General features: G+C 36.2%; 25 protein-coding genes. 7 read left to right on the top strand and 18 right to left on the bottom strand.

The genetic code is table 11. The features are described 5' to 3' along the window. Position 1: 1 nt before the first annotated feature. From NFR82_RS05615 to NFR82_RS05595, 5 genes are all read right to left on the bottom strand, one after another. Positions 2 to 2167 (bottom strand): penicillin-binding protein, encoded by a 2166-nt coding sequence (locus NFR82_RS05615; protein ID WP_251717314.1) that lies wholly within the window; start codon positions 2165 to 2167, stop codon positions 2 to 4. Then, positions 2167 to 2529 carry a cell division protein FtsL gene (gene ftsL / locus NFR82_RS05610; RefSeq protein ID WP_251717313.1) on the bottom strand — a complete coding sequence of 121 codons (363 nt, stop codon included), beginning with the start codon at positions 2527 to 2529 and terminating at the stop codon, positions 2167 to 2169. Before ftsL ends, NFR82_RS05615 begins: the two co-directional genes overlap by 1 nt. Positions 2530 to 2541: 12 nt before the next feature. Then, positions 2542 to 3489, bottom strand: a complete 948-nt coding sequence (gene rsmH / locus NFR82_RS05605; RefSeq protein ID WP_251717312.1) for a 16S rRNA (cytosine(1402)-N(4))-methyltransferase RsmH — start codon at positions 3487 to 3489, stop codon at positions 2542 to 2544. 3 nt (positions 3490 to 3492) lie between these two features. Then, the gene (gene mraZ, locus NFR82_RS05600) at positions 3493 to 3924 is read right to left on the bottom strand and encodes a division/cell wall cluster transcriptional repressor MraZ (protein ID WP_251717311.1); all 432 of its coding nucleotides are present in this window, start codon (positions 3922 to 3924) and stop codon (positions 3493 to 3495) included. 156 nt (positions 3925 to 4080) lie between these two features. Further along, positions 4081 to 4410, bottom strand: a complete 330-nt coding sequence (locus NFR82_RS05595; RefSeq protein ID WP_251717310.1) for a DUF3397 family protein — start codon at positions 4408 to 4410, stop codon at positions 4081 to 4083. A 91-nt stretch (positions 4411 to 4501) separates the two neighbouring features. Between NFR82_RS05595 and NFR82_RS05590 the strand changes: the two genes are divergently transcribed. Next, the gene (locus tag NFR82_RS05590; RefSeq protein WP_251717309.1) at positions 4502 to 4636 is read left to right on the top strand and encodes a DUF4044 domain-containing protein; all 135 of its coding nucleotides are present in this window, start codon (positions 4502 to 4504) and stop codon (positions 4634 to 4636) included. A 46-nt stretch (positions 4637 to 4682) separates the two neighbouring features. On the opposite strand, the gene mreD is transcribed toward NFR82_RS05590, so the two are convergent. The 10 genes from mreD to NFR82_RS05540 all read right to left on the bottom strand — a co-directional run bounded on the left by mreD (position 4683) and on the right by NFR82_RS05540 (position 14547). Further along, entirely contained in the window at positions 4683 to 5219 is a 537-nt protein-coding gene (gene mreD / locus NFR82_RS05585) for a rod shape-determining protein MreD (RefSeq protein ID WP_251717308.1), read from the bottom strand. After that, complete coding sequence (gene mreC, locus NFR82_RS05580) at positions 5219 to 6073, bottom strand: rod shape-determining protein MreC (protein ID WP_251717307.1); 855 nt, start codon at positions 6071 to 6073, stop codon at positions 5219 to 5221. Before mreC ends, mreD begins: the two co-directional genes overlap by 1 nt. Before the next feature lie 46 nt (positions 6074 to 6119). Next, complete coding sequence (locus tag NFR82_RS05575; RefSeq protein WP_251717306.1) at positions 6120 to 7124, bottom strand: rod shape-determining protein; 1005 nt, start codon at positions 7122 to 7124, stop codon at positions 6120 to 6122. A gap of 102 nt (positions 7125 to 7226) precedes the next feature. After that, entirely contained in the window at positions 7227 to 7850 is a 624-nt protein-coding gene (locus tag NFR82_RS05570; RefSeq protein ID WP_251717305.1) for a JAB domain-containing protein, read from the bottom strand. 39 nt (positions 7851 to 7889) lie between these two features. Further along, the gene (locus NFR82_RS05565) at positions 7890 to 8567 is read right to left on the bottom strand and encodes an HAD family hydrolase (RefSeq protein ID WP_251717304.1); all 678 of its coding nucleotides are present in this window, start codon (positions 8565 to 8567) and stop codon (positions 7890 to 7892) included. Further along, positions 8557 to 9819, bottom strand: coding sequence for a bifunctional folylpolyglutamate synthase/dihydrofolate synthase (locus NFR82_RS05560; protein ID WP_251717303.1), 1263 nt, complete (start codon positions 9817 to 9819; stop codon positions 8557 to 8559). Before NFR82_RS05560 ends, NFR82_RS05565 begins: the two co-directional genes overlap by 11 nt. 1 nt (position 9820) lies before the next feature. Next, complete coding sequence (locus NFR82_RS05555) at positions 9821 to 12460, bottom strand: valine--tRNA ligase (protein WP_251717302.1); 2640 nt, start codon at positions 12458 to 12460, stop codon at positions 9821 to 9823. A 269-nt stretch (positions 12461 to 12729) separates the two neighbouring features. After that, on the bottom strand, positions 12730 to 13173 hold the full coding sequence (locus tag NFR82_RS05550) for an SLAP domain-containing protein (RefSeq protein WP_251717301.1): 444 nt from the start codon (positions 13171 to 13173) through the stop codon (positions 12730 to 12732). A 22-nt stretch (positions 13174 to 13195) separates the two neighbouring features. Then, the gene (locus NFR82_RS05545; RefSeq protein ID WP_251717300.1) at positions 13196 to 13840 is read right to left on the bottom strand and encodes a glycerophosphodiester phosphodiesterase; all 645 of its coding nucleotides are present in this window, start codon (positions 13838 to 13840) and stop codon (positions 13196 to 13198) included. Then, a complete protein-coding gene (locus NFR82_RS05540) occupies positions 13837 to 14547 on the bottom strand; it encodes a pseudouridine synthase (RefSeq protein WP_251717299.1) in 711 nt (236 codons plus the stop codon). Before NFR82_RS05540 ends, NFR82_RS05545 begins: the two co-directional genes overlap by 4 nt. A gap of 326 nt (positions 14548 to 14873) precedes the next feature. Between NFR82_RS05540 and NFR82_RS05535 the strand changes: the two genes are divergently transcribed. Continuing rightward, the gene (locus tag NFR82_RS05535) at positions 14874 to 16748 is read left to right on the top strand and encodes an endonuclease MutS2 (RefSeq protein ID WP_251717298.1); all 1875 of its coding nucleotides are present in this window, start codon (positions 14874 to 14876) and stop codon (positions 16746 to 16748) included. Positions 16749 to 16787: 39 nt separating this feature from the next. Here the strand turns inward: NFR82_RS05535 and thiI are convergent, their stop codons facing one another. From thiI to ezrA, 3 genes are all read right to left on the bottom strand, one after another. Next, positions 16788 to 18008, bottom strand: a complete 1221-nt coding sequence (gene thiI / locus NFR82_RS05530; RefSeq protein WP_251717297.1) for a tRNA uracil 4-sulfurtransferase ThiI — start codon at positions 18006 to 18008, stop codon at positions 16788 to 16790. Then, entirely contained in the window at positions 18008 to 19168 is a 1161-nt protein-coding gene (locus NFR82_RS05525; protein ID WP_251717296.1) for a cysteine desulfurase family protein, read from the bottom strand. Before NFR82_RS05525 ends, thiI begins: the two co-directional genes overlap by 1 nt. An 89-nt stretch (positions 19169 to 19257) precedes the next feature. After that, entirely contained in the window at positions 19258 to 20970 is a 1713-nt protein-coding gene (gene ezrA / locus NFR82_RS05520; protein ID WP_251717295.1) for a septation ring formation regulator EzrA, read from the bottom strand. A gap of 279 nt (positions 20971 to 21249) precedes the next feature. On the opposite strand from ezrA, the gene rpsD reads away from it, so the two are divergent. The 5 genes from rpsD (at position 21250) to NFR82_RS05495 (ending at position 24856) form a co-directional block, all read left to right on the top strand. After that, entirely contained in the window at positions 21250 to 21861 is a 612-nt protein-coding gene (gene rpsD / locus NFR82_RS05515) for a 30S ribosomal protein S4 (RefSeq protein ID WP_251717294.1), read from the top strand. Positions 21862 to 21951: 90 nt separating this feature from the next. Next, positions 21952 to 22422, top strand: coding sequence for a YueI family protein (locus NFR82_RS05510; protein ID WP_251717293.1), 471 nt, complete (start codon positions 21952 to 21954; stop codon positions 22420 to 22422). Then, on the top strand, positions 22419 to 23726 hold the full coding sequence (locus NFR82_RS05505; protein ID WP_251717292.1) for a replication-associated recombination protein A: 1308 nt from the start codon (positions 22419 to 22421) through the stop codon (positions 23724 to 23726). Before NFR82_RS05510 ends, NFR82_RS05505 begins: the two co-directional genes overlap by 4 nt. Before the next feature lie 317 nt (positions 23727 to 24043). After that, the gene (locus NFR82_RS05500) at positions 24044 to 24322 is read left to right on the top strand and encodes a hypothetical protein (protein WP_251717291.1); all 279 of its coding nucleotides are present in this window, start codon (positions 24044 to 24046) and stop codon (positions 24320 to 24322) included. A 66-nt stretch (positions 24323 to 24388) separates the two neighbouring features. Further along, complete coding sequence (locus tag NFR82_RS05495) at positions 24389 to 24856, top strand: universal stress protein (protein ID WP_251717290.1); 468 nt, start codon at positions 24389 to 24391, stop codon at positions 24854 to 24856. Positions 24857 to 24972: the final 116 nt, after the last annotated feature.

The following is a 24972-nucleotide window of genomic DNA, read 5'->3' as shown; positions in this document are numbered from 1 at the left end:
TTTACTCCTTTAAAGTTACTTTTATTTTTTTACCCGTATTTATAATTGTACCAACTTTAATGTCTTGATTCTTAACTTTTCCAGTACCAGAAATAGTAATTTTTGCTCCTGTCAAATTCTCAAACTGATGCAGATCTTCTAGATCCCAACCAGTCATATCAGGACATTTAATTTTGCCAGAAGTTAAGAAGAATACCTTACTACCAATTTCAAGCCTTTCACCTGCGCTAATACCCTGAGCAGTCACCTTGTCACCGGTTCCTAATTGGAAAGGTTCAAATCCTGCTTTATTAATAGCAGATTTGGCTTCAGATGAACTCTTGCCCTTAACATCCGGTATCTTAGTGATTGAGGAATCTACATGTTGATTCTTCGACATAACAATGATTCTATTCATCATTGGCTTAAAAATAGAGGCTAAAATTGATTCTGCTGGCTGTGTCATGTTACGTGGCTGCTTCATTGTCAAGTAAATGCAGTAACGTGGATTCTTAGTTGGAGTAACTCCAACTACTGAGAAAATATAATTACTGTCACCTTTCATATAGCCGCCACCTTTAGGATTAGCAATTTGAGCTGTACCTGTTTTAACAGCGATATCTTTGCCATTCATATGGTAAGCATACCCAGTTCCAATTTGCTTATTTAATACTCGCTTCATATTATCAATGATCACTTTGCGAGTTTTTTCTGTATAAACTGGAGCACCAACTTTTTCCACCTTATATGGTTTAATAGTTTTGCCTTCTGAATTAGTAATCTTATCAACAAATTGTGGTTTAACCATTTGGCCATTATTACCTAATGAACTAAAGGCCTGCATCATTTGCATTACGTTAACACTAACACCCTGACCAAAACTAGTTACCGCCTGATCGGTTGAAGTATTAAATGATACCAAACCAGGTTGTTCACCAGGTAAAGTTACTCCAGTTTTTTGTCCAATTCTGAAACGCTTGAGATACTTCTTCCAAGTTTTTGCACCCATCTTTTGTTCTAAGTGAACAAAACCGGTATTACTTGAACGTGCAAAGGCTTGTGACATTGGGATAGTTCCCCATCCGGATTTGTTCCAGTCATTAATAGTCGCACCACCAACATTAACAGAACCAGAGCGGTAATATTCATTTGGATTATAATTACCACTATTTTCCGCTGCAGCTAAAGTTAAAACTTTAAAAACAGAACCAGCTTCATAATTATCTTGAACTAAAATATCCCGATAAGCGTTCGTTAACCCCTTCTTTGTTTGCGGATTAAAAGTTGGACGCTGTGAAGCTGCTAAAATTTTTCCGGTCTTCATATCTTCAACAACTGCCGTCAGACTTACAGGATTATATTTCTTTTGAACATCTGAAAGGCGTTCTTCTAAGAAAGTTTGTAATTGCGAATCAATTGTTAAATATAAATTATCTCCGTTTTTAGCGGGTTTATATGTTTGAGACTTATTTGGTAATTGATTTTCAGAAGCATCAACAGATGAAATCCTATATCCATCTTTACCAGATAAGATATTGTTATACCAAGCTTCAAGTCCCATTGTTCCAACTAAATTAGGTGAGGACGAATTTTTATTGTAGACTGGTTGAGCTAAACCAACAATATGAGATGCAAATACACCATTTGGATATAATCTTGAAGGCGTTTCAATAAATTTAATCCCAGGTAACTTCATTGACTCAATTTTTGTTTTTTGTTCTTTAGTCAAATTACTTCCGGCTGTTCCAAATTGAACCTGAAAGGCCTTATGTTTTGGATTTAAATATTCCAAAATCTTATCTTCAGAAATCGGAAGTACTGTTGCTAATTCTCTAGCAGTCTTATCTTTATTTACAACATATTCAGGCTTATTATCAGAATTAATTGAAGACTTATCTAAAATTGCGTATACAGTATACAAATGCGAATCTTCAGCAAGGGATAAGCCATTGCTATCATATATACTTCCTCGCGTTGCCTTCAATACTTCATTTCTTTGATACAGTTGTTTGGTCCGAGCGGATAAGTTTTCTCCATCAACTGTTTTAGAAATCCCGATATATAAAAATCTACCCATAAATACAAGAAAAACCAAAGCCACGGCCATTTGGAGAACTCTCCCCACCGTAAAGCGGTAGCCGTGGGCTTTGGTTTTTTGTAATTTTAAATTACTATTTTTCTTTTTCATTAACGAATTGTCCTAATATTTTTTTCATTCAAAGTTAGACCTTTAGCACGTGCTATCTCATTCAATCGAGCACTTGATGAAAGTTTACCAATCTGTTGACTTAAATCAGCGTTGCTATTTTCTACTTTAGTAATTCTCTGTTGAACTTCAGAAAGCTTATGTTGTGCTGAGGTTACAGAGATACTAGAAGAAACAAGGAAAATCATCATTCCCAAGGTAACTATACTTCCAATAACAATTAACGTTTTTTCAAAGAACGTCCAACGAACTTGACGTGGATTAAGAACAATTCGTCGTTTGTTTCCAACATTTACTTGTTCGTTGGGTTCAAATTCTATTCTTCTTGCAGAACTATCAGCCATCATCTTTCCTCTTTATATCTTTTCTGCAACCCGTAACTTCGCACTGTGTGAGCGGTTGTTGTCTTCTAATTCTGTTGTAGAAGCTGTAATCGGTTTGCGATTTACCAAACGAAGTGTCGGTTTCAAATCATCAGGAATTATCGGCATCCCTCTTGGAACTTCGACTTCAGAATATTTTTTAAAAATCTTTTTTACTATCTTGTCTTCATCAGATTGGAATGTAATCACACTTATCCGTCCTCCGGGGCGCAGAGCTTTTATCGCCTCTTCAAGGGATTCTTGTAGGACTTCTAATTCGTGGTTAACTGCCACCCGCAAAGCCTGGAAGCTTTTTTTCGCGGGATGACCTCCGGTTCTACGTGCAAACGCAGGTATCGCTTCTTTTATGATATCTACTAATTCAAAAGTAGTTTCAATTGGCTTAACCTTACGCTTTTCAACGATTTTTCTGGCAATTTGGCGAGAATATTTTTCATCACCAAACTTATACAAAATATTTGCTAGATCTTTTTGATCCAAAGTGTTAACTAACTCATAAGCATCAAGAGATTGACTTTGATCCATTCTCATATCAAGCCTTGCATCATATCGATAGGAAAATCCGCGGTCAGCTTGATCAAACTGAGGAGATGAGACCCCTAAATCATAGTAAATGCCATCTATGCCATCTGAGTAACCTAGCTTAACCAAGTTACTTTCCAAATGACTAAAATTATCATGTACTAGCTTTAGCCTTGGGCTACTATCATCTCTCAATAAATCAGCAAAGTTTAACTCTGCTGCCTTTATTGCATATTCATCTTGGTCAAAACCTATTAATGTTCCTGAGTTAATCTTACTGAGCAAATACTTCGCATGGCCTCCACCGCCGAACGTAGCATCTACATAAAGACCACCATCTTTAGGTTTTAAATTATCTATAGTTTCGTGTAAGAGTACACTGGTGTGTTTGAATTCCATAATTTATAGTTCAATGTCGTCCAAATCTTCTGCGATATCATCGTAGTTTTGGTTAGCAGCTTCTGAGAATTCTTCCCAGCGCTCACTTGACCAGATTTCAATTCGGTTAGAAACACCTACAATAACACATTCTTTCTTAAGCTCGGCATGCTTTTTTAATGTAGTGGTCAGATTGACACGCCCTTGCTTGTCGAACTCGCTTTCCATCGCACCAGAGTAAAATAATCGCATAAAACTGCGAACATTTCTCTTAGTCAACGGAAGTTTCGCTAACTTGGCTTCAATTTCATGCCACACTTCCATTGTGTAACCGAAAATACAGCCCTCCATTCCTCTTGTGAATATCATTTTTTCACCAATTTGGCCACGTAATTTAGCCGGTATAATCAAACGACCTTTACTGTCCAAATTATGATGATATTCACCCATGAACATGGTCTAGCCCCCTTCCAATTAATAATTTACCACATTTCACCACTTCCTACCACAACATGTCCGAAAAAAATGTTTTTTTTTGCATTTTTATTGAATTATAAATCAATAAAAAAAAGCTCTTCGATTTTTTAAATCGAAGAGCTTTTTAATCATATATTAAATAATCATCAAAAATAAAAGGCCAAAATACCAAAATACGGAGCTAATTGATAAATATCTCCAAATCTGTCTTAAAGTTTTTCCTAAAGAGATATTCTTATTCTTTATTGCAAGCTCTACAGTCATAATTATTACTAAAATAAAAAAGAATAAAAAGCCATATGGTAGAAAAGATGGGTTATTTTGATGGTGGGTAATCATCCCACATGCTGGAATAAAGAAAAAGGGTAAAATATCGTAACCACGGAACATTGCTTTAGGAAAGAGCTTATTTAAAAGTAGATCTAATAGTAATCCGATGATCGGTATCATAAAAATTGAAAACATCGCAAATCCTCCATAGATTTTATTCTAACCTTTTCTCACGTTGAAAAAAACCATTAATAAGCATAAAATATTTTAATAGGAGGAATTATTCATGGCTCGTAAAAGAAAAAAGAAATCCGGCTTTCAAAAGTTAACTATTATTATGGCTTTACTTATGGCCTTAGTTACTTTATTCGGTATCTTAATTCCAGTAATCAATTCAATGATGTCATCTGGTCAGTTTTAAATCGGATGAAAAAAGAGACTTTAGAAATTTCTAAAGTCTCTTTTCTTTATCTATAAGCGTTTAAATCGATCAAGAATGGATATCTTTCCGCTAAGTTGCCCCAAATCCAATACGTGGCAACGAAGAAAATGATTGACCAACCTGCATTTACTAATAAACTAATCAGCATTATTTTAACTGGAACAGAAATAATTCCCACCATCGTCAAAATTAACCAACTATATATATCCAAAATGGTCAAACCAATGATTACCACAATTAAGCGAGACCAAAAAATTTCGGGTAAGAAGCGAGCTACTTTTTGACAAGCCCAGGATGCAAGCGGAAAGAATACCGTGTAAACACCGACAATACCTAAAGTTGCAATATCGGCTACTATTCCCGCACCAAGGGCCAACCAAATTTCGTTGGAATTAGTATCATCAAACAAGGCAATTAACATAATTCCGATTGGCAGAAGTGTAAGTGATGCACCATATCGTCCAATCGTTAAGAATTGGTGCAAATATTGTGCTAACACTCCATCAAATAGTAGTGCAACAAATAAAGCGATGGCTAACGCCCATTTCCTTAAAATGCGCATTAATTATTTGCCACCTCTCTCTTAATTACGGTTACAACTGAAGGATCATTCACATCCCCTGAAGGATTAATCTTAATCAAATCAGATAAACCAAATGAATCACGAGTAGTAGCAGCAACTGTACCAACTAATAGGCCTTTAGGAGAATTGCCTCCCATACCACTGGTATAGATTTTGGTACCCTTTTTAAGTTTACGGCTATCGACAACTTGAGTAAATGCTAAACCATTATCTGAGTTAACAGTGATAATACCATGAACTGTCTTACCATTGCTCGTCTTAGCTTCAACAGCAAATCGGTTAGCCGATTTATCAGTTGTAGTAATTAATTCAACTTTGGAAGAAGCGGCGTTAACCTCAATAATTCTACCAATAACTCCACCATTACACATTACAGCTTGATTCTTTTGAACACCAGCAGATGATCCTTTATTAATTACTAATAAATCTGACCAAGTATCTGATGATCTTGAGATCACAGATGCATTAATTGGAGTATAGCCAGTTAAAGTATCCTTTATTTTTAAAGCTTCTTTTAACTGCTTATTTTCACTTTCTAAAGCCTGATTTTCGGCCTTGGTTTGACCAAGATTAGTAACTTGACTCTTCAAATGGTTATTCTCAGTTTGAACATTTAAAAGATCATTAACATTATTAAGACCTCCAGAAATCAAACTAACTGGGCCTCCAACAATTCTGGATCCAACGGCTACAATATCATTTCCCAAGCTTTGAATTAATAATGGCGTATTTCTTCGATTACGTAAGCTCACGCTTCCGCCTAAAACGATTAAAACGACAAATACGACTATAAATGACGTTAATAATTTTTTGTTTTGTAAAAATTTTTTCATACGGAATTTATCCTATAGAAAAACCGGCCTCGACCGGTTTTATTGATTATTTATGACTTCTACGCATTACTTCAATGTTCTTAAGGGATTCACCAGTACCAATTGCTACACATTCAAGTGGATCTTGAGCAATAAATACAGGAACCTTAGTTGCTTCAGAAATAACATCTGGAAGATTCTTAAGAAGAGCGCCACCACCAGTTAAAACAATACCATGATCAATTACATCGGCAGCAATTTCTGGGGAAGTTTGTTCCAAAGTTTCCTTAATAGCAACAATAATATCTTGAACAACATCTTGAATCGCCTTTGCAACATCTTCAGCTTCAATATCAATTGATTTTGGTAATCCAGTAACTAAATCACGACCACGAATGCTCATTGATTCAATTTCCTTAGATCTTTCAACAGATGCTGAACCGATTTGAATCTTAACATCTTCAGCTGTTCTTTCACCAATAAGTAAATTGAACTTAGAGTGAACGTAGTTAATAATGCTGTTGTTGAACTTATCACCAGCTTGACGAATTGAAGTTGATGAAACAATACCACCTAATGAAATAGTGGCAACATCAGTAGTACCACCACCGATATCAACAACCATAGAACCAGTAGGTTCCATAACTGGAAGACCTGCACCAATTGCGGCAGCAAATGGTTCTTCAATAACAAAAGCTTCACGAGCACCTGCAACACGAGCTGCATCGATGACTGCGCGCTTTTCAACTTCAGTAACACCTGAAGGAACACAGATCATAACTGATGGCTTAGAATTACCAACAGTCTTTTCCATAAAGTACTTAAGCATTGCTGCAGTAGTATCGTAGTCAGCAATAACACCGTCTTTCATTGGACGGATTGCACGGATAGAACCAGGAGTTCTACCAATCATTTCTTTTGCTTCTGAACCCACAGCGATAACTTCGCCAGTTTGTGTGTTCTTAGCAACTACAGAAGGTTCTGTTAAAACAATTCCCTTACCTTCCATATATACAAGGGTATTAGCTGTACCTAAGTCAATACCAATATTCTTTGAACCTAATCCAAACACGAAAATCTCTCCTTAATATTGCGGTCTAAATCTTGAATAATTATAGCATAAACTTTAGGCAAAACGGATTTTCGGAGAAATTTCCTAAAAATTTTTAATAATTTAAAACATTTCGGTCTCTCTCATGCTTAAATATTGTCCTTTTCCGATAACAAAATGATCTAACAGATCTATTTTCATCAATTTGGCCGCCTGTTTTAAATTCTCAGTCATTCGAAGATCACCACTTGATGGAGTAAGTCGGCCACTCGGATGATTATGAGCAACAATAATCGCTGAACTGTTAAAAACTACCGCCCATCTAAAAATATCACGAGGATGAGCCATTGATCTGTCTAAAGTACCGACAGAAATTCTTTTTTCCGCAATGATTCGATTGCCATTATCAAAATAAAATGCCCAAAATTCTTCTTGCTTAAGACCAAACATTTTGTTAGCCAAATATCTTCCAACTTCATTACTAGAAGTTAATATTTCATCCCTTTTTTGTTCAGAAATTCTTAGTCGATCAATAATTTCTTCCATCGTCAATGCAACTTCTTCATCACAGTCTGGACCAGAAGTATAAGTTAATAAATCGGCAAAAGAAGTAATTTCAAGTTCAGCTAACCTTTCTCTTAATTCAGCCAAACTTTCAATTCCACTATCCTCTAGTTGATTAAAAAGGTGTGCTAACAATTCTACGTCTGTTTTTACTCTATAATGATTTCTTTTAAAAAATTTCATTTAAAATTCCCCTCTCATTATAAGGTACGCAAAAAATCTCTAAATTTCCTTAAGAAATTCAAAAAAGTTTTTACAAATCATTGTAGCGTTATTCTTATCAAACTCTGAAGGTGGCAATAAATCAGGGATCATCACTACTTTTAGACCTGCACTACTTGCCGCTTGAACACCAGTTGAAGAATCTTCAAAAACTAATAAATTCTCTTTTGGAATATGAATTCTTTCGGCCGCAGCAAGATAAATATCAGGAGCAGGTTTTGCCTGAATGTGACCCTTTTGAACATCTAAATAAGTTAATTCAAAATCAAAATAATTTCTAATTCCAGTCACCCACAAGACATGATCTACCACATCTTTATAATTACTTGAAGCAATCGCCATGTGAAGACCTAAATCCTGAAATTTATCTAAAGCTTCTTGAACGCCCGGTTGAAGTTTAAGCTTTCCTTGATCTGTCCATTCCCAAACCAAATCGTCAGTTCGCTTAATAAAATCATCTCGCTGCTTTTCAGTTTTAAAATAGCGGTGGTAAAACTCTTGCATTTCCTTAACAGTTGCACCTGCAAGTTTGAGATAAGAATCATCTGGAAGACCCAATTTAGCTTCTTTGGTCGCTTGAATATTAGCTTCCCAATATAGCTTTTCTGAATTAACCAATAATCCGTCCATATCAAAAATTACGCCCTTGATATCGTCAACTATTCCGTTAACTTTCATCTTTATCCTCCATATTTAGAATCCCACTAACTAAGTAAAATGACCCTGTAACAAGTAAGACTTCATCATCCTTTAAATCATCCTGAAGCAATCTAAATGCCTTCTGGTAGTCTTTTACATAAGGATACCTTGTTTGAACATCTTTTGGAAAATCATCAAGCTTGGCCGCACGTGGATAAGGAATACTAGTTAAAGTTACTTCTTCATTCTTAAATAGTGAAAATACTTTTTCTAAATCCTTATCCTTCATCATTGCAATCAGAACCTTAATACGAGTGACATTGGCATAACTCTTCCTGACAAAATTAAGCAAATTGTTCATCGCTTGAATATTATGCGCTCCATCAAGAATAATGTCAGGATGCTGTTCAATCAATTGATAACGGCCTGGAATGACAGTTGCATTAATTGCAGCTTCAAGATCTTTACTGGATAAAGGCAAATCTAACAATAGAAACGCAGTTGTCGCAATCGCAATATCATATTCTTCGACTTCAGGTCGATGATTGAATTCCAGTTTCCTATTTTGAAAGCTGTATTCCAACTTACAAGAATTCTTAATCTTAAAATCTCGCTGTAATAAATAAACAGAAGAATTTTCTTTTTTGGCTTTAGCTTCAAGAATTGAAAGAACGTTATCAGAAATATTTCCTAAAACAACTGGACTATTCGCCTTGATGACACCACTTTTTTCTTTAGCTATATCTTCAATTGTTGGACCAATAATTTTTTCATGATCAAGGCCAATAGTTGTAATAATGCTGAGTTCAGGATAAATAACATTAGTCTTATCATGTTTGCCGCCAATTCCAACTTCAATGACAGTATAATCACACTTTTCTTTTGAAAAATATAAAAAAGCTAGTGCTACTTCATATTCAAAGGTTACTAAAGAAAAATCAGGATCAGATTTTCGAAGTTCATCAATTACCTTTTCAACTTGATTAGCTAGTTTGACCAAATTCTCATCCGGAATGAATTCTCCATTTATCTGAATCCGCTCATTAAAAGCTCTAATGTACGGTGAGACAAAAAGGCCAGTCTTTTGACCGGCCTTTTTTAATAGATTGCTTAAGTAATAGCTGGTTGACCCTTTACCGTTAGTTCCAGTAACATGAATTGTTTTCACGTCATTTTGAGGATCACCTAATTTAGCTAGAACTTTTCGAATATAGGAAAGGTCATTCTTAGGATGCAAAATTGGTAGGGCATATAAATGCTGAATCACGCTTTTAGCATCAGTAAAAATCACTTTATTTGCTTTCCTTCAATTCTTGAATTCTTTCACGAACACCAGCTAATTGGCTTTCATAGTCTGCCATCTTTTCCTTTTCCTTGTTAACAACTGCCTCTGGAGCATGGTCAACAAATCCCTTATTAGCAAGTTTCTTTTGAGCACGTTCTACTTCGCTTACTAAACGCTCTTCTTCTTTTTCCATCTTAGCTAATTCGTCATCAACATTAACAAGTTCAGTAAGTGGAACGAAAATTTGAGCGCCTGGGATTACGGCAGTCTTAGCAAGCTTAGGAGCTGAAATTTCAGTAGCAACTTCTAAGTTCTTAGGGTGCAAGAAGCTTTCAACATATTCTGCGTTGTCACGTAAAATATGTTCATTTGCGGCATCGTCAAGTTGAACCATAATGTCAATTTCTGATGACATTGGTGCGTTAACCTCCATACGAATGTTACGTACAGCCTTGATCATTTCAATTAAGAAGGCCATTTCATCGTCAGCTTGTTTGTTTTCAAATTCCTTATGAGCAACTGGGTATGAAGCGGTCATAATTGATTTACCATCATGAGGCATTGAAAGCCATAACTTTTCAGTTACGAATGGCATGATTGGGTGAAGAAGACGTAAGATTTGATCAAGAATCCAAATAAGGTTATCTTGTTTTCTTGACTTCAAAGCTTCATCGTCACCATTTAAAGCAACCTTAGAAATTTCAATGTACCAATCACAGAAGTCATTCCAGATAAAGTTGTAAAGTTCACGACCAGCTTCACCGAATTTGTATTCGTCAAATAGACGGTTAACTTCAGTTACTACATGATTCAAACGATCAAAGATCCAGCTATCTGCTAAGTCGAAGTTAGCAGTATCTGGCATATGAGCTGGCTTAGCATCTTCTGGCAAGTTCATAATTACGAAACGGCTTGCGTTCCAAATCTTGTTAATGAAGTTCCAAGCAGCTGATAACTTCTTAGGATCGTAACGAGTATCTTGACCTGGAGCAGTACCATTAAGAAGGAACCAACGAAGGGCGTCAGCACCGTATTTATCAACAACATCCATTGGGTCAACACCATTACCGAGTGACTTACTCATCTTACGTCCTTGTTCATCACGCATAAGACCATGAAGAACAACATCGTTAAATGGACGTTTACCAGTAAAGTGTAAACTTTGGAAAATCATTCTTGAAACCCAGAAGAAAATGATATCATACCCAGTAACCAAAGCATTGGTTGGGAAGTAACGCTTAAAGTCTTCTGCATCTTCATCAGGCCAACCTAAAGTTGAAAATGGCCATAAGGCACTTGAGAACCAAGTATCAAGTACATCTGGATCTTGTTTCCAATTTTCAATATCCTTAGGTGCATCAACGCCTACGTAGGTTTCACCAGTCTTCTTATTATACCAAGCTGGAATTCTGTGTCCCCACCATAATTGACGTGAAATTACCCAGTCGTGAACATTTTCCATCCATTGTTTTAAAGTACCTTCGAATCTTTCAGGAACGAAGTTTACCTTGTCAGCAGTTTCTTGATTTTCAAGAACTTTGTCAGCAAGTGGCTTCATCTTAACGAACCATTGCTTTGAAAGACGTGGTTCAACTTGAACGCCTGAACGTTCTGAGTGACCAACTGAGTGAACGATTGGTTCAATTTTGATTAAGTAGCCTTCTTTTTCAAGATCCTTAACTAAGGCATCACGCGCTTCAAAACGATCCATCCCAGCATATTTGCCAGCTTCTTCATTCATAGTACCGTCATCATTCATCACGTTGATTCTTTCAAGGTTGTGGCGGTTACCTACAGCAAAGTCGTTAGGGTCGTGAGCTGGAGTGATCTTAACAAGACCAGTACCAAACTCAGGATCTACGTGTTGATCTTCGATAATTGGAATATGACGACCTACAAGTGGCAAGATTAATTCTTTACCAACTAAATCCTTATATCTTTCGTCTCCAGGAGCAACTGCAACAGCAGTATCACCAAACATGGTTTCAGGACGAGTAGTAGCAATTTCTACAAAACCTGAACCATCTGCGAATGGATACTTAATGTGGTAGAAAGCACCCTTATCATCTTTGTGAACCACTTCAATATCTGAAAGTGCAGTTTCAAGTTTTGGATCCCAGTTGATGATGTATTCGCCGCGGTAAATTAATCCTTCGTTGTATAGCTGAACGAAGACCTTCTTAACAGCCTTTGAAAGGCCATCATCTAAAGTAAATCTTTCACGTGAGTAATCAAGAGAAAGTCCCATCTTAGCCCATTGGCCCTTGATAATGTTTGCGTATTCATCTTTCCAATCCCAAACTTGTTCAAGGAACTTGTCACGACCGAGCTCATGACGATCCTTACCTTCTTCACGAAGACGTGCTTCAACCTTAGCCTGAGTAGCAATTCCGGCATGGTCCATACCTGGAAGGTATAAAGTGTCGTAACCTTGCATTCTCTTGAATCTGATCAAAGTATCTTGAATAGCAGTATCCCAAGCGTGACCAAGGTGTAACTTACCAGTTACATTTGGTGGTGGAATAACAATTGCATATGGGTGGGCTTTTTTGTCACCAGAAGGCTTGAATAAATTTTCATCAAGCCAAGTTTGATATCTGCCTTTTTCAACCTCATTAGGGTTGTATTTAGGTGCTAAATCTGTCATTTAAATAATTTCCTCCAATAAAAAAATCCTAGACAAAAAGTCTAGGACGATTAGATTAACCGCGGTACCACCTACGTTAAGTGTATTCAAATACACTTCTCTTAACGCGATAACGGTGCTAAAGCCGGACTAATCTACTTTTTATTTTCAATTAATCAGCTAATCAAGCTACTAGTCATCTTCCGGCCTTTCAGCGACTTGGACCTTTCTCTGTTGTGAAGTCGACCCCTCTTGATTCTTGCTTTGCTAAAAATTATAGCATGAAAATTCTATTTAATCCACTGGGCCCCGCCTAAGTTATAGACAGTTTTTCCGTTAATTATTGCAATACCATAGTAATTCCACTGACTATCAGCACGTAAAATTTTTCCAGTTGGATGTTTAAAAGTTAAATCAGGATAAATTGCTGTCTCATGATTAAGTTTAATCAAGCCTGTTTTTGCTCTAGGAGCCGTAGAATTCGATAAGCGTAATTGATCCTGCTTGATCCATAATCCAGGTTTAACGAAATAAGACAATTGATTATCTGTCAGTTTCATTTTATCAGCTGCAAGGAAATTGCCATTTTTCAGTTGAACGTCGGCTACCAATTTTTCAATTGGAAATTGATAGGAATTATAATCAAGCTTAAAAATATCATGCTTGTGTAATAAATCAGCTAATCTTACTGGATGATCAGTTAAGATTCCCGTAACTCCTTTATCTGGATTCAAGAACTTCTCCATCTGCTTTTTGCTATTGACTCCCCCAAAGCAGATAGCCATCACCCTTTCTTGCAAGATATTTAGCTATGCGACTGGAATAAATACTACTTGCATAATCTTTGCTTGTGGCAAGCTCTTCATAATTACCAGCAAGTTGTACTCGAGGAATTTCTGGAGCAAGATTTTTAAGCTTGGCTAAGGTCTCTTTGGAAAAAGACTCTAATAAAACTCGCTTTTGAAGCTTGTACTTCTTAATGAGTTTGATTAATTGCTTAGCAGCTAACTTATTGCCTGCTTTTGGTTCAATCATATACTTAACTTGCGTATTATTTTGATAACGATTGAAAACATCTTCAAGTCGATGAATCGACTCATTACTTTGATTTAAATAGTCCTTCAACTGATCATAGGAATAATCTTCAATTTTTCGATCGACGCCAAAAATACGACTTAGATTATCATCGTGACTGAGTACAAGTTGATGATCTGCTGTTTCTTGCAAATCAAGTTCTAAATAATCCACTTGGGCTGAAACTGCACGGTCGTAAGAAATATAACTGTGTTCAGCGTATATTCCCTGTTGGTTGTCACCGCGGTGAGCAATATTCATAAAGCCGCAAGTGAATGGAAATATTGTTAAAAAGATTAATGATAGTAATTTCTTCATATTACTCATTTAATACTCTCTACCTCATCTAAACTAAGCTTAATATACTCACCTCGTTTAAGATCAGCTGGTAAAGTCAAATTACCCATTGAGATTCGATCTAACTCTACTACCTTCATCCCTTGAGCCGCGAACATTCGCTTAATCTGATGATACTTTCCTTCCTGAATCCTAATCTCAATTTCGCTACTATCACTTGCAACATCCTGTTTTAAGATCTTCAGCACAGCTGGTTTAAGTTTAGTTCCATCGCCAAGTGTCAATCCTTTTTCAAATGCCTTAACTGTTTCATCATTAGCAACACCAGCAATTTTGGCTCGATAAACCTTATCAACGTGCTTAGCTGGCGCAAGTAATTCATGATTAAGTTGTCCGTCATTTGTTAATAAAAGTAGACCGGTTGTATCTTTATCTAGTCTACCTACTGGACTAATTCCTTGATATTGATCTTCAGGTTTAAGTAGTGAAATAACTGTCTTTTGACTACGATCTTCTGTGGCCGAAAGCACACCTTTTGGTTTATTTAATAGGAAGTAATGATATTTTTGATAAATAACTTCTTCACCGTTAACTGTCACCACGTCAGTTTCCATTACTTTTTGCTTTGGCGTTTTAACCACTTCATCATTTACCATCACCAGACCCTTTTTGATCAACTGATGGACTTCTTTTCTAGAGCCTACATTCATATTGGCTAAATATTTATCGATTCGCATATTGTCACCCACATTCTATAGGTCTAGTATATCAAAAAAAGTAGGGCTTTCGCTCTACCTAATAAATGATAACTTGATTTCTTATAATTCATAATCAGAGTCTTTAATTTTTAACCATTCAAAGTTACCTCCTATATATTTTTAATGACAATTACATCTTTCCGTAGTAATCTTGAGATATCAAATAAATTAGAACAAATAAAAGGAAATATGCTTTATGACTAGTACCGTTAGATAGTCTAGAGAGAATAGACTATTGTGTTCTCTCTAGAAAAACTCAAAGATAAACAACTACTCTTATTTTTTCTTGAGGATGAACAATACAAATGAATATTAAAAAAGATGAACTTGAATTTTACCGTGTTCGTGAACTTGTTGCAGAATTTGCAACATCACCTGAAGCTAAGCACGCTCTTTTATTGCGCCCTTTATCTAATAATTTAAGTAAGGTTACCGCCTTACTTAACGAAACTGAAGAAATGGTTAACATCTTAAGTCGGCGCTCACATTTACCTTTTATCTCATCAGATTCCATCACTCCACTACTAAATAAAATTGAAAAAGGTCTAATTTTGAATCCAAGTGAATTTGAAAAACTGGCTGACTTTATCAGAGTTACTCGCTTAATTGCACGCTTTTTTGATAAGAACCGTGATATTGCATGCACACTTGCTAGCTATGGAGACAATCTAATCATCTTAGATCGAACTGAAGAATCTATTTATGACAAAATTGAGCATGGTCAAGTTTCTGCAAATGCTGATAAAGATCTAGCCAGAATGCGTCAGCAACTTATAAAAATCAATGAGCAGATTAAACTAGTTCTCAATCATTACTTACAATCCAAGACCATTCGCAAGTATTTGCAAGATAGTATGATCGTTGAAAAAGACGGTCACTACACTCTACCAATCAAGAACTCTTTCAAAAATCAGCTACCTAGCACAATTATCACTAGTTCAAGTAATGGTAAGACTGTTTATATTGAACCAAGAAAGATTGCTAATTTAATCCAGAAAAAAACTACGCTTGAAGGACAAATTGAAGCAATCGAATTACAAATTTTAGGGATATTATCCGCCAAAGTCTTTGATGATTTGACCTCAATTAGGCAAAATATGGAAATAATTACTGAACTTGATATTATTTTAGCTCGGGCTAAATATTCCTTATCAATCAATGGACTACGACCTGAAATTAATCAGGAGAATATTTTGAACTTGCAACAAATGAGTCATCCCTTACTAGAAAATCCAGTGCCTCTCTCAGTTGAATTAGGTAATCCAGAACGTGGTTTAATCATTACTGGACCAAATGCTGGCGGAAAGACAATTACGCTCAAGACTATTGGCTTATCTGTTCAAATGACTGAAATGGGACTCTTTTTACCAAGTAAGTCAATTTGCAACATACCTTTGAGTGATCACGTCTTCACTTCAATCGGTGATCATCAAGATATTGATAATTCACTCTCAACTTTTTCAGCTGAAATGACTGAAATTGCTAAGATTGTTGAAAACGCACAAAGATATAGTATGATTCTGTTTGATGAAATTGGCAGCGGAACCGATCCAAATGAAGGTAGTGCAATTGCAATTGCTATACTACAAGAACTCCAGATGCGCGGCTGCCTTGTGATTGCTACGACCCACTATAGTTCGATTAAGGATTATTCTTTGAAAAACTCGGCCTTTATCACTGCTGCAATGGATTTTGATGCTAATGAACTAACACCCACTTACCACCTACTTTTAAATAAGTCCGGTGATAGTAATGCATTATGGATTGCAAATAGATGCGGAATGAGCCAAAAAGTACTTAAATCTGCGCATAAGATTCTCGATACTGGAGTGTTGCCAACCAAGAAGAGTAAAGTTTCTTTCAAACACAAACAGCGTTCAGAACATAAAGAACCCAATTTTCATAAGGGAGACATCGTCTACTTATCCGCTCTTAAACGTGAAGCAATTTACTATGGTCCGAGCGATCAAGTCAATCAGATTGTGGTCTTTCTTGATAAGAAACTGCAAACTGTTCCTGCTAAGCGAGTAAAATTGCGAAGATTGGCCAAAGATCTGTATCCTGAAAATTATAATCTTGATTTACTTTTCATTGATGATTGGCACGAATTCAAATTACAAAAGGATCTTGATCGTGGTTCGAAGAAAGCATGGAAGAAATTAAATAAAAAGTCTAAATAGTGCAAAAAAACGTGAGTCAACGACTCACGTTTTTAGTTTCTATAATAAATTTAAATCTTCTTCAGCTTTATCAGCCAAGAACTTCTGGTTAGCATGAATTGGAGTAATTTCAATTCCGTCTAACGCTCTTTGAATAAGTCCATCGACATCCAGACGAGCTTCATATTCACGAGCCTTATCCAATTTGGGCTTAGTCTTTGGACGTGGTGGAGCAAAAATTGTACAACAATCTTCAAATGGTTGAATTGAAAGATCGAAAGTACCAATTTCTTCAGCACGAGCAATGATTTCAGTCTTATCCATTGTTGCAACTGGACGAAGAACCGGTGTAGTTGTTACATCATTGATTGCAACCATTGATTCCAAAGTTTGAGAAGCAACTTGTCCAACTGATTCACCGTTAAAGATAGCTAAACCACCACGTTTTTCACGGATAATATCAGCCAAACGAAGCATAAATCTTCTTTGAACAGTCATGAGGTAACCTTCTGGGAGCTTTTCCTTGATTGTTTCTTGAATTTCTGCAAAAGGAACAGCAATGAAGTTAATCTTGCCAGAGTAGTTTGCCAAAATACCAGTTAATTCTTTGGCTTTAGCAAGTGCCTTTTCAGTAGTGTATGGAGGACTAAAGAAGTGAACCATTTCAATTTCTACTCCACGCTTCATTGCAAGGTATGAAGCAACTGGTGAATCGATTCCACCTGAAAGCATCATAATTGCCTTACCGGCAGTACCAACTGGCATCCCTCCGATACCATGAAGGAGTTCGCTAGAAATGTAAACAGCATCTTGTCTTACTTCAACACGCAAAACAATATCAGGATGCTTCATTTCTGCCTTAAGGCCATCCATATTCTTGAACAAGTAATCACCAACCATATTGTTAATTTGGTTAGTATCATATTCAAATTTGTGGTCTCCACGTCTAGTATTAACTTTAAAGGTCATACCAGGCTTGAAAGTAGCCTTCATCAATTCTAAAGAAGTCTCTTCAATTGCTTCGATATTTTTCTCGACTTTGATTGAAGGTGAATAAGTTTGGATACCAAAGACCTTCTTAAGCCGCTTATCAACTTCTTCAAATGGTGCGCCATTTAAGACAATGTGCATTCTGTCGTGGCGTGGGTGAATTTTTACTTGAGGGAAATCTCTTAAGACTCTCTCAACATTGCCCGCCAAACGACCAATGAAGTCCTTACGGTTCTTACCCTTGGTGGATAATTCGCCGTAACGAACCAAAATTTCAGTGTATTGAACCATTAATTCTCTCCTAAATGATTAATTTTAGCAAAGTGATCATAAATTTTATCGAACACTTTAATAAACTCGTCTGCTTCTTCAAGAGTGTTGCTTTCATCGAAGCTCAAACGAATTGCACTAGTAGCAATTTTATCATCAATTTTCATAGATACAAGAGTACTTGCCTCATCAGCGGTCTTAGATGCACAGGCCGAGGTAGTTGATGTATAAATATCTTGATCTTCAAGTGTGTGTACTAAGGTTTCTCCACGGATTCCTTCTAAGGCAAAACAAAGTACATGCGGTGCAAAGCCATCGCTTACTGGTGAAAAGATCTTAATACCGGGCTTATCTTGCAAGTAATCAACAATGCGCTTCTTAATAGCGGCTTCTTTATCAGCCTTTTCGGCTTCATTCTCAAGTAATAATCTCACTGCCTTTGCCATACCAGCAATTGCGGGTAAGTTTTCAGTACCTGAACGAAGACCCTTTTCTTGACCACCTCCATCATGAAGTGGAGTAAGCATCTTACCTTCTTTTTTGTATAAAATTCCAATTCCTCTTGGAGCATGGAATTTATGAGCTGAAAGGCTGGTTAAATCTACTCGAGGAGTGAAGACGCGATCCCAAATATTCTTACCTAAAGCCTGGACATTATCAACGTGGAATTGAATAGTTGGATAATTCTCAAGCAAATCGCTGATTTCTTCAATTGGTTGGATAGTTCCAATTTCGTTATTTACACCCATAATTGAAACAAGTGTAGTATCTGAATCAATCGCATTTCTCAAGTCATTTACATTAACTCTACCCTCTTTATCAACTGGAAGACGGGTTACACGATAACCCAAGTTTTCTAAACTAGTAAAGCTATTAGCTACTGAAGCATGCTCAACACTTGAAGTGATGATATGTTTACCAAATTCTCTTTTTTGAATAGCCGTACCCTTAATCGCCCAATTGTTGGATTCGGTTCCGCCTGATGTGAAGAAAATCTCATGTGGCTTACTACCCAACAATTCAGCAATTTGTTTACGTGATGATTCTAAGAGTTGGTGCGCTCTATCACCTAATTTATGCAAACTAGATGGATTCCCCCAAATGTCAGTTGCTACCTTGTTGTAAGTAGCTAAAACGCTTGGGTCGATTTTTGTTGTAGCACTATTATCAAAATATATCACAAGTAATTTCCCCTTTAAAAAAACGGTCAACATATGTGACCGTTAATTAGTTACTTATTAATTGTAACCTAATTATTAATTAGCTTCAATTATTTGTTTTTCTCTGAATAGTACGAGTTTTCAATTCTTTGATATGAACCTGGCTCAACCTTTTCAATAGCTGTCGCAATAGTATCTAAGGCTTCCTTATAGTTGTAGTCATATTGAAATAATTGCGTAGCTTTTTCTTGTGCGCGCTGAATTGATTCTTTATCGGAATAACGATTTGAATATTGAATAGTTAACTCAACCAAGTTAGCTGAGTTAATGATATCGTCGGCTTCTCGCTTTAATCTTTCAACATCATCTGAAATTTGAATCAATTCGTCAGAAATCTTTTCCATATTGATGCGTACTCGGTTTAGTTCTTTATCAACATGACCAATCTCATTTACGACTAAAGTGTACATTTGAACAAAGCTATCTGGATCGCCCGGCAACTTACGACGTTGAAGACGGCGATATACTAATGAAACTTCTTGCTTAAATTGCTTAATTGAATCATTAGCGACATTTTCCGAATCATAAAGACCATCAACATCTTCAGACATACGCTTTTGTTCATCATCGATTTGACGAATACGATCAAGCATTGCAAGCCATGAACTTTGAATTTCTGAATAAACTCCCTTGCCATCAGCAATTCTTTGAGTTTCTACAGTATATTGACGACTCATTTCATTAATTTCTTTTTCAAGTTTACGACTTTCATCAAGCTCACCATGAGTTAATTCATAACTTTCATCGATATGATGTAATTTTTCAACTAAATTTTTGGAAGCAATTTGTTGATGAGAAATTAAAGCAAGCATCTTACTTTGATTCTTTTCAACAAATGGACGTGCCTTGTATTCCTTTTCCAAGATTGAGTATAGCTCATCGATATGCTTAGAAATTTTTTCATTTTCTTTTGCAAGTTCATCGACTTTTAAATCAGCTAGTAGTCCCCTAGCTTCACTAATCTCATCGTGAATATCTTTAATCTTGCCTAAAACGTCACTGTCTGCGAAGTAGAACTTCTGAGAGATCATTTCTTTGTAAACTGATGATAATTCACGAAGCTGGTCTTGATAGACAGTATTAAGCTGATGATGAGCTTCAGTAATTTTAGGAAGCTGATCCTTTAAAGAGGTAAGATCCATCTTGATCTTGGTTAAAACTCTCTTAGCTTCAACGTGGTCACCTTGTGACGACAAGTTCTTAGCTTCTTCGAAATCACTTTCCATAGTAGCCAAATCATTTTCAATCGTGTCAAGTGCTGCGCCATATTCAAAAGAATCCGCTAAAATAGTTTTTCTAGTTTCACGATAAGACTTGATCAAAGCATCATATTGAATCTGATTTTCACGGTTAGATTCAAGCAGATCAGTAAAAACAGCCTTAGTATTTTGGGCATCTTCCAAGGTAGGCTTAATTATTTCCTGTGCCTGCTTGATACTTTTACGAGCTTTAAAAAGATGGTAAGAGGTATTTTGATCAGCCGCAGATTCTACTAAGTGCTGAACCTCTGGAATTTTACTGGTTTCAGCTTCTTGGTATGATTTACGCCAAGTATTAAGCGTAGTTAAACTTTCACCAGCTAGATCCATCTTATCAAGTCGTTTAATATCTTGAGCTAGTTGCATTTTTTCAATCTTATCCATAGCTTCATCAATTGCTTCAATTTCGCGAAGTTGCTTCCGATTCATAATCAGCATAAACGCAATAATAAGCACAACTACGATAATGACTGCTATAACAATTAAAGTTTGAATTGATGACATAAAAAATCCTCCAAAACTAAGATAATTATACCAAACCATTGAAAAAAGCGGGATAAAAGCTTGCTTTTTCTTGATTTATTCTTTGGAGGCTTATATAATAATCAGCGTGTAAAATATTTGCAGCTATAAGTGACAAGAACGTCAACATCTTGATACGCTTTTAAGTGAACGAGTAACCCACGCTGCAACGGGTGAAAATCAAATCAAGATGCACGAATGTTGAACTTATTTGTAATATTTTACTCCAAAAATTATTAGATTTTATTGGAGGATTTTTTTATGTCAAGATATACAGGTCCAAGTTGGAAACGTTCAAGAAGATTAGGTATTTCTTTATCAGGTACTGGTAAGGAACTTGCTCGTCGTAACTACGCTCCAGGTCAACACGGTCCTAACAGCCGTGGTCGTTTATCAGAATACGGCCAACAACTTCACGAAAAGCAAAAGTTACGTTGGATGTACGGTTTAAACGAACGTCAATTTAGAACTATGTTTGCTCGCGCCGGTAAGATCCGTGAAGGTGAACATGGTACTAACTTCATGATTTTACTTGAACGTCGTTTGGACAACATTGTTTACCGTCTTGGTTTAGCTACTACTAGAGAACAAGCAAGACAATTGGTAAACCACGGTCACATTACTGTTGATGGTAAGCGTGTTGACATTCCTTCATACGAAGTTAACGTAAACCAAGTTATTGGTTTGAAGGAAAAGTCAAAGAACTTACAACAAGTTAAGGACGCTCTTGATGCAGTAACTAGTCGTCCATCATACGTAACATTTGATGACAACAAGATGGAAGGTTCACTTGTTCGTTTACCAGAACGTGACGAAATGGATCCTAACATCAACGAAGCTCTTGTTGTTGAATGGTACAACAAGTTACTTTAATACTTGGATTTATATTAAGAAAAAACTTTTCCCTTCTGGGAAAAGTTTTTTTATTGCTATAATATTAATATTCGATCAGGAGGTGAAATTATGACTGAGGATTTAACAAAGCGTGTGGAAAATGCCGCTAGTGGTATAACTCCACAAACCAAACCAGACGAACGTAGAAGATTTTTAGGCTCTCTTAGAGAAAGAGTCTTGGTTCGAATGGATAATACTGAAGTCAAAGATCCTAAATTAACTCAGATCTTTTTGGATCACATAGATGATTATCATGGTTATACAATTTTAATCAACGGAAAAATGGATAATATCCCCTTCTTAGATAAAGTTGAAGCAATTTGTTGTAAAAAAGATATCAAATTTACTCTGGTAAATAATGAAACAGCAAAAACCGGTCTGCATGATACTGCCATTTTAGTAGTTGCAAAAGATGCTATTAACAAACCAAGGGTTGAAATTATGCAAGTATACCCTCCCGAAATGCCAAAGATGGAATTAGAAAATAGTTCTGGTAGTAAACCTAACTTTTGGCAGAGACTTTTTGGAGGTAAACGATGAAACCATTAGCTTATCGAATGCGGCCAAAAAATTTAGATGAAGTTGTTGGTCAGCAACACTTAATTGGCCCTGGAAAAATTATTCGGCGGATGGTTGAAGCTAAGCTACTTTCTTCAATGATTTTATACGGTCCTCCAGGAATTGGAAAAACAAGTATTGCAAGTGCAATTGCTGGATCTACTAAATATGCTTTCAGAAAACTCAATGCTGCAACTGATAGCAAAAAAGACCTTCAACAGGTTGCTGAAGAAGGAAAAATGAGCGGAACTGTAATTTTACTTTTAGATGAAATTCACCGTTTAGATAAAACTAAGCAGGATTTTCTCTTGCCTCTTCTTGAATCAGGTCAGATTATTTTAATTGGTGCTACCACTGAGAATCCATATATTTCAATTTCTCCTGCTATCAGATCACGTTGTCAAATTTTTGAATTAAAACCACCATCAGAAGAAGATGCCAGTCTAGCCATCGATCGAGCCTTAAATGACGATGTGAATGGCTTAGGAAGTTATCATGCTGAATTATCTCCTGCTGCTAAAACTCTTTTAATAGAGAAAGGCAATGGGGATTTAAGAGCTACTCTTAACGGCCTAGAACTGGCAGTTAGATCTACTAAGCAAGAATTAATTGAGGCTGGAAAAAATACTGAATCAATGGTTATTACTCAAAAAGAAATGGCCGATTCAATTCAAATGAAAAGTCAAAACTTCGATTCAGATGGTGATGGTCATTATGATTTAATCTCTGCTTTTCAAAAGTCAATTAGGGGTTCTGATACTGATGCTGCTCTTCACTATTTAGCTAGATTAGTTGAATCTGGTGACCTAATTTCAATTTGCAGGCGATTAACCGTTATTGCTTATGAAGATATTGGCCTAGCTAATCCAGCAGCTGCTCAACATGCTTTTATTGCAATTCAGGCAGCACAAACCCTAGGCTTTCCCGAAGCAAGAATTCCGCTTTCAAATGCAGTTATAGAATTAGCACTTTCTCCCAAAAGCAACAGTGCAATTTCTGCAATTGACTCTGCTCTTTCTGATGTTCGAACTAAAAAGATTGGTTCAATACCAAACAACCTTAAAGATGCTCACTATAAAGGTGCTGAAAAACTTGGACACGGTCTCGAATATCTTTACCCACATGATTACCAAGGGGATTGGATTGCTCAACAATACCTCCCAAATAATCTTGTTGGAAGTCAATACTTTGATCCAAAAGGTAATTCAAAAATTGAAAAAGGTCTCAAACAGCAGTACCAGATTTTACGAAAAATGCAAGCAGAAGGCCTTAAAGATAAGCGCTAGTATGCTAATGTATCCCCTTTCAATCGCTTGACATTTAGCGTATTTTTACTTAGTATAATAAGTGATCTGAGTTGATCGACAAGCTCAAATGTATAAAGTTGACCGATCAAACTAGAAGACGTGGTGGTTGGTAAATAACTACCGAATCGGAATACTGACATTGCTCAGGATCCATATTCGCTGCGATACCAACTAAATATTTGAACATTGCGGGTTCAACAAGCGTCATTAGCTATGTTTGATTAACTCAGGTTTCTTTAGAAAATCAAAAAAAGGCGGTCCTTCTTGACCGTCTTTTTTCATAGGGAGTTTAATAGATGCTAATTAAAATAGTAATGACAATCTTTATCATTATTTTAGTCTTAACCGCCTGGTATTTATGGCACCGACGCGGTGGTCATTTTTTGATATATGATGTAGGTGGTAATCCTAAGTTGGCAGGAATCTTTAAGTGGACTTCTATTGCCCTGCTTGTAGACAGTGTAATTGGGATCCTAATCCTATTTTTAGGGAATACATATCTTAACTTAGTTACGCTGATTTTGGGTTCATTAACAATTTTAATCTTTAGTCTATTAATTAATCAAAAGAATTAAAATTAATAACGAAGTTCAATTTTTTTGGTAAAATAAGAGTAGAGATCAGAAAGAGGTGCTTATATTATGCTTTCACAATATCAACATATTCAAGTTTCAGTCGATGGATCAAAAGAAGCGGACTTAGCTTTCAGTAAAGCTGCTGCAATTGCAAAACGTAACCATGCAACTTTAGACATCTTACATGTTGTCGATACTCGATCATTCCAAAATGTATCTAGCTTTGATACTGCTATGGTTGAACAAGTATCTAACGATGCTAAGAAGCGATTAGAAGAATACGTAGACCGTGCTAAGAAGGCTGGGATTGAAAATGTTAAATACGATATCGAATTTGGCTCACCCAAAACAATTATCGCTCATGACTTCCCTTCTAAGAATAATATTGATTTAATTATCGTTGGTGCAACTGGTTTAAATGCAGTTGAACGATTATTGATCGGTAGTATTACCGAATACGTTACTAGAACCGCTAATTGTGATGTCTTAGTTTGTCGTACTAAAGAAGTCCAAGATGCTTTATCCGAAGAGTAATCAAAAATTTTGATATTCAAAAAAGGATTCAAGTTCAAATGAAGTGCCTCATAATTGTTAGACATAGATCTAATGATTGTGAGGTATTTTTTATGACTAAATATTCTACTGAGTTT

This window comes from Lactobacillus agrestimuris, from assembly GCF_943193025.1.
Lineage (GTDB): Bacteria > Bacillota > Bacilli > Lactobacillales > Lactobacillaceae > Lactobacillus > Lactobacillus agrestimuris.
This window is presented reverse-complemented; position numbering and strand designations above follow the sequence as displayed.

What these genes read in the sequence shown, in the direction of transcription:
- NFR82_RS05615 (WP_251717314.1), bottom strand. Translation starts at nt 2,167, where the DNA reads ATGAAAAAGAAAAATAGTAATTTAAAATTACAAAAAACCAAAGCCCAC.
- ftsL (WP_251717313.1), bottom strand. Translation starts at nt 2,529, where the DNA reads ATGGCTGATAGTTCTGCAAGAAGAATAGAATTTGAACCCAACGAACAA.
- rsmH (WP_251717312.1), bottom strand. Translation starts at nt 3,489, where the DNA reads ATGGAATTCAAACACACCAGTGTACTCTTACACGAAACTATAGATAAT.
- mraZ (WP_251717311.1), bottom strand. Translation starts at nt 3,924, where the DNA reads ATGTTCATGGGTGAATATCATCATAATTTGGACAGTAAAGGTCGTTTG.
- NFR82_RS05595 (WP_251717310.1), bottom strand. Translation starts at nt 4,410, where the DNA reads ATGTTTTCAATTTTTATGATACCGATCATCGGATTACTATTAGATCTA.
- NFR82_RS05590 (WP_251717309.1), top strand. Translation starts at nt 4,502, where the DNA reads ATGGCTCGTAAAAGAAAAAAGAAATCCGGCTTTCAAAAGTTAACTATT.
- mreD (WP_251717308.1), bottom strand. Translation starts at nt 5,219, where the DNA reads ATGCGCATTTTAAGGAAATGGGCGTTAGCCATCGCTTTATTTGTTGCA.
- mreC (WP_251717307.1), bottom strand. Translation starts at nt 6,073, where the DNA reads ATGAAAAAATTTTTACAAAACAAAAAATTATTAACGTCATTTATAGTC.
- NFR82_RS05570 (WP_251717305.1), bottom strand. Translation starts at nt 7,850, where the DNA reads ATGAAATTTTTTAAAAGAAATCATTATAGAGTAAAAACAGACGTAGAA.
- NFR82_RS05565 (WP_251717304.1), bottom strand. Translation starts at nt 8,567, where the DNA reads ATGAAAGTTAACGGAATAGTTGACGATATCAAGGGCGTAATTTTTGAT.
- NFR82_RS05555 (WP_251717302.1), bottom strand. Translation starts at nt 12,460, where the DNA reads ATGACAGATTTAGCACCTAAATACAACCCTAATGAGGTTGAAAAAGGC.
- NFR82_RS05545 (WP_251717300.1), bottom strand. Translation starts at nt 13,840, where the DNA reads ATGAGTAATATGAAGAAATTACTATCATTAATCTTTTTAACAATATTT.
- NFR82_RS05540 (WP_251717299.1), bottom strand. Translation starts at nt 14,547, where the DNA reads ATGCGAATCGATAAATATTTAGCCAATATGAATGTAGGCTCTAGAAAA.
- NFR82_RS05535 (WP_251717298.1), top strand. Translation starts at nt 14,874, where the DNA reads ATGAATATTAAAAAAGATGAACTTGAATTTTACCGTGTTCGTGAACTT.
- thiI (WP_251717297.1), bottom strand. Translation starts at nt 18,008, where the DNA reads ATGGTTCAATACACTGAAATTTTGGTTCGTTACGGCGAATTATCCACC.
- ezrA (WP_251717295.1), bottom strand. Translation starts at nt 20,970, where the DNA reads ATGTCATCAATTCAAACTTTAATTGTTATAGCAGTCATTATCGTAGTT.
- rpsD (WP_251717294.1), top strand. Translation starts at nt 21,250, where the DNA reads ATGTCAAGATATACAGGTCCAAGTTGGAAACGTTCAAGAAGATTAGGT.
- NFR82_RS05510 (WP_251717293.1), top strand. Translation starts at nt 21,952, where the DNA reads ATGACTGAGGATTTAACAAAGCGTGTGGAAAATGCCGCTAGTGGTATA.
- NFR82_RS05505 (WP_251717292.1), top strand. Translation starts at nt 22,419, where the DNA reads ATGAAACCATTAGCTTATCGAATGCGGCCAAAAAATTTAGATGAAGTT.
- NFR82_RS05500 (WP_251717291.1), top strand. Translation starts at nt 24,044, where the DNA reads ATGCTAATTAAAATAGTAATGACAATCTTTATCATTATTTTAGTCTTA.
- NFR82_RS05495 (WP_251717290.1), top strand. Translation starts at nt 24,389, where the DNA reads ATGCTTTCACAATATCAACATATTCAAGTTTCAGTCGATGGATCAAAA.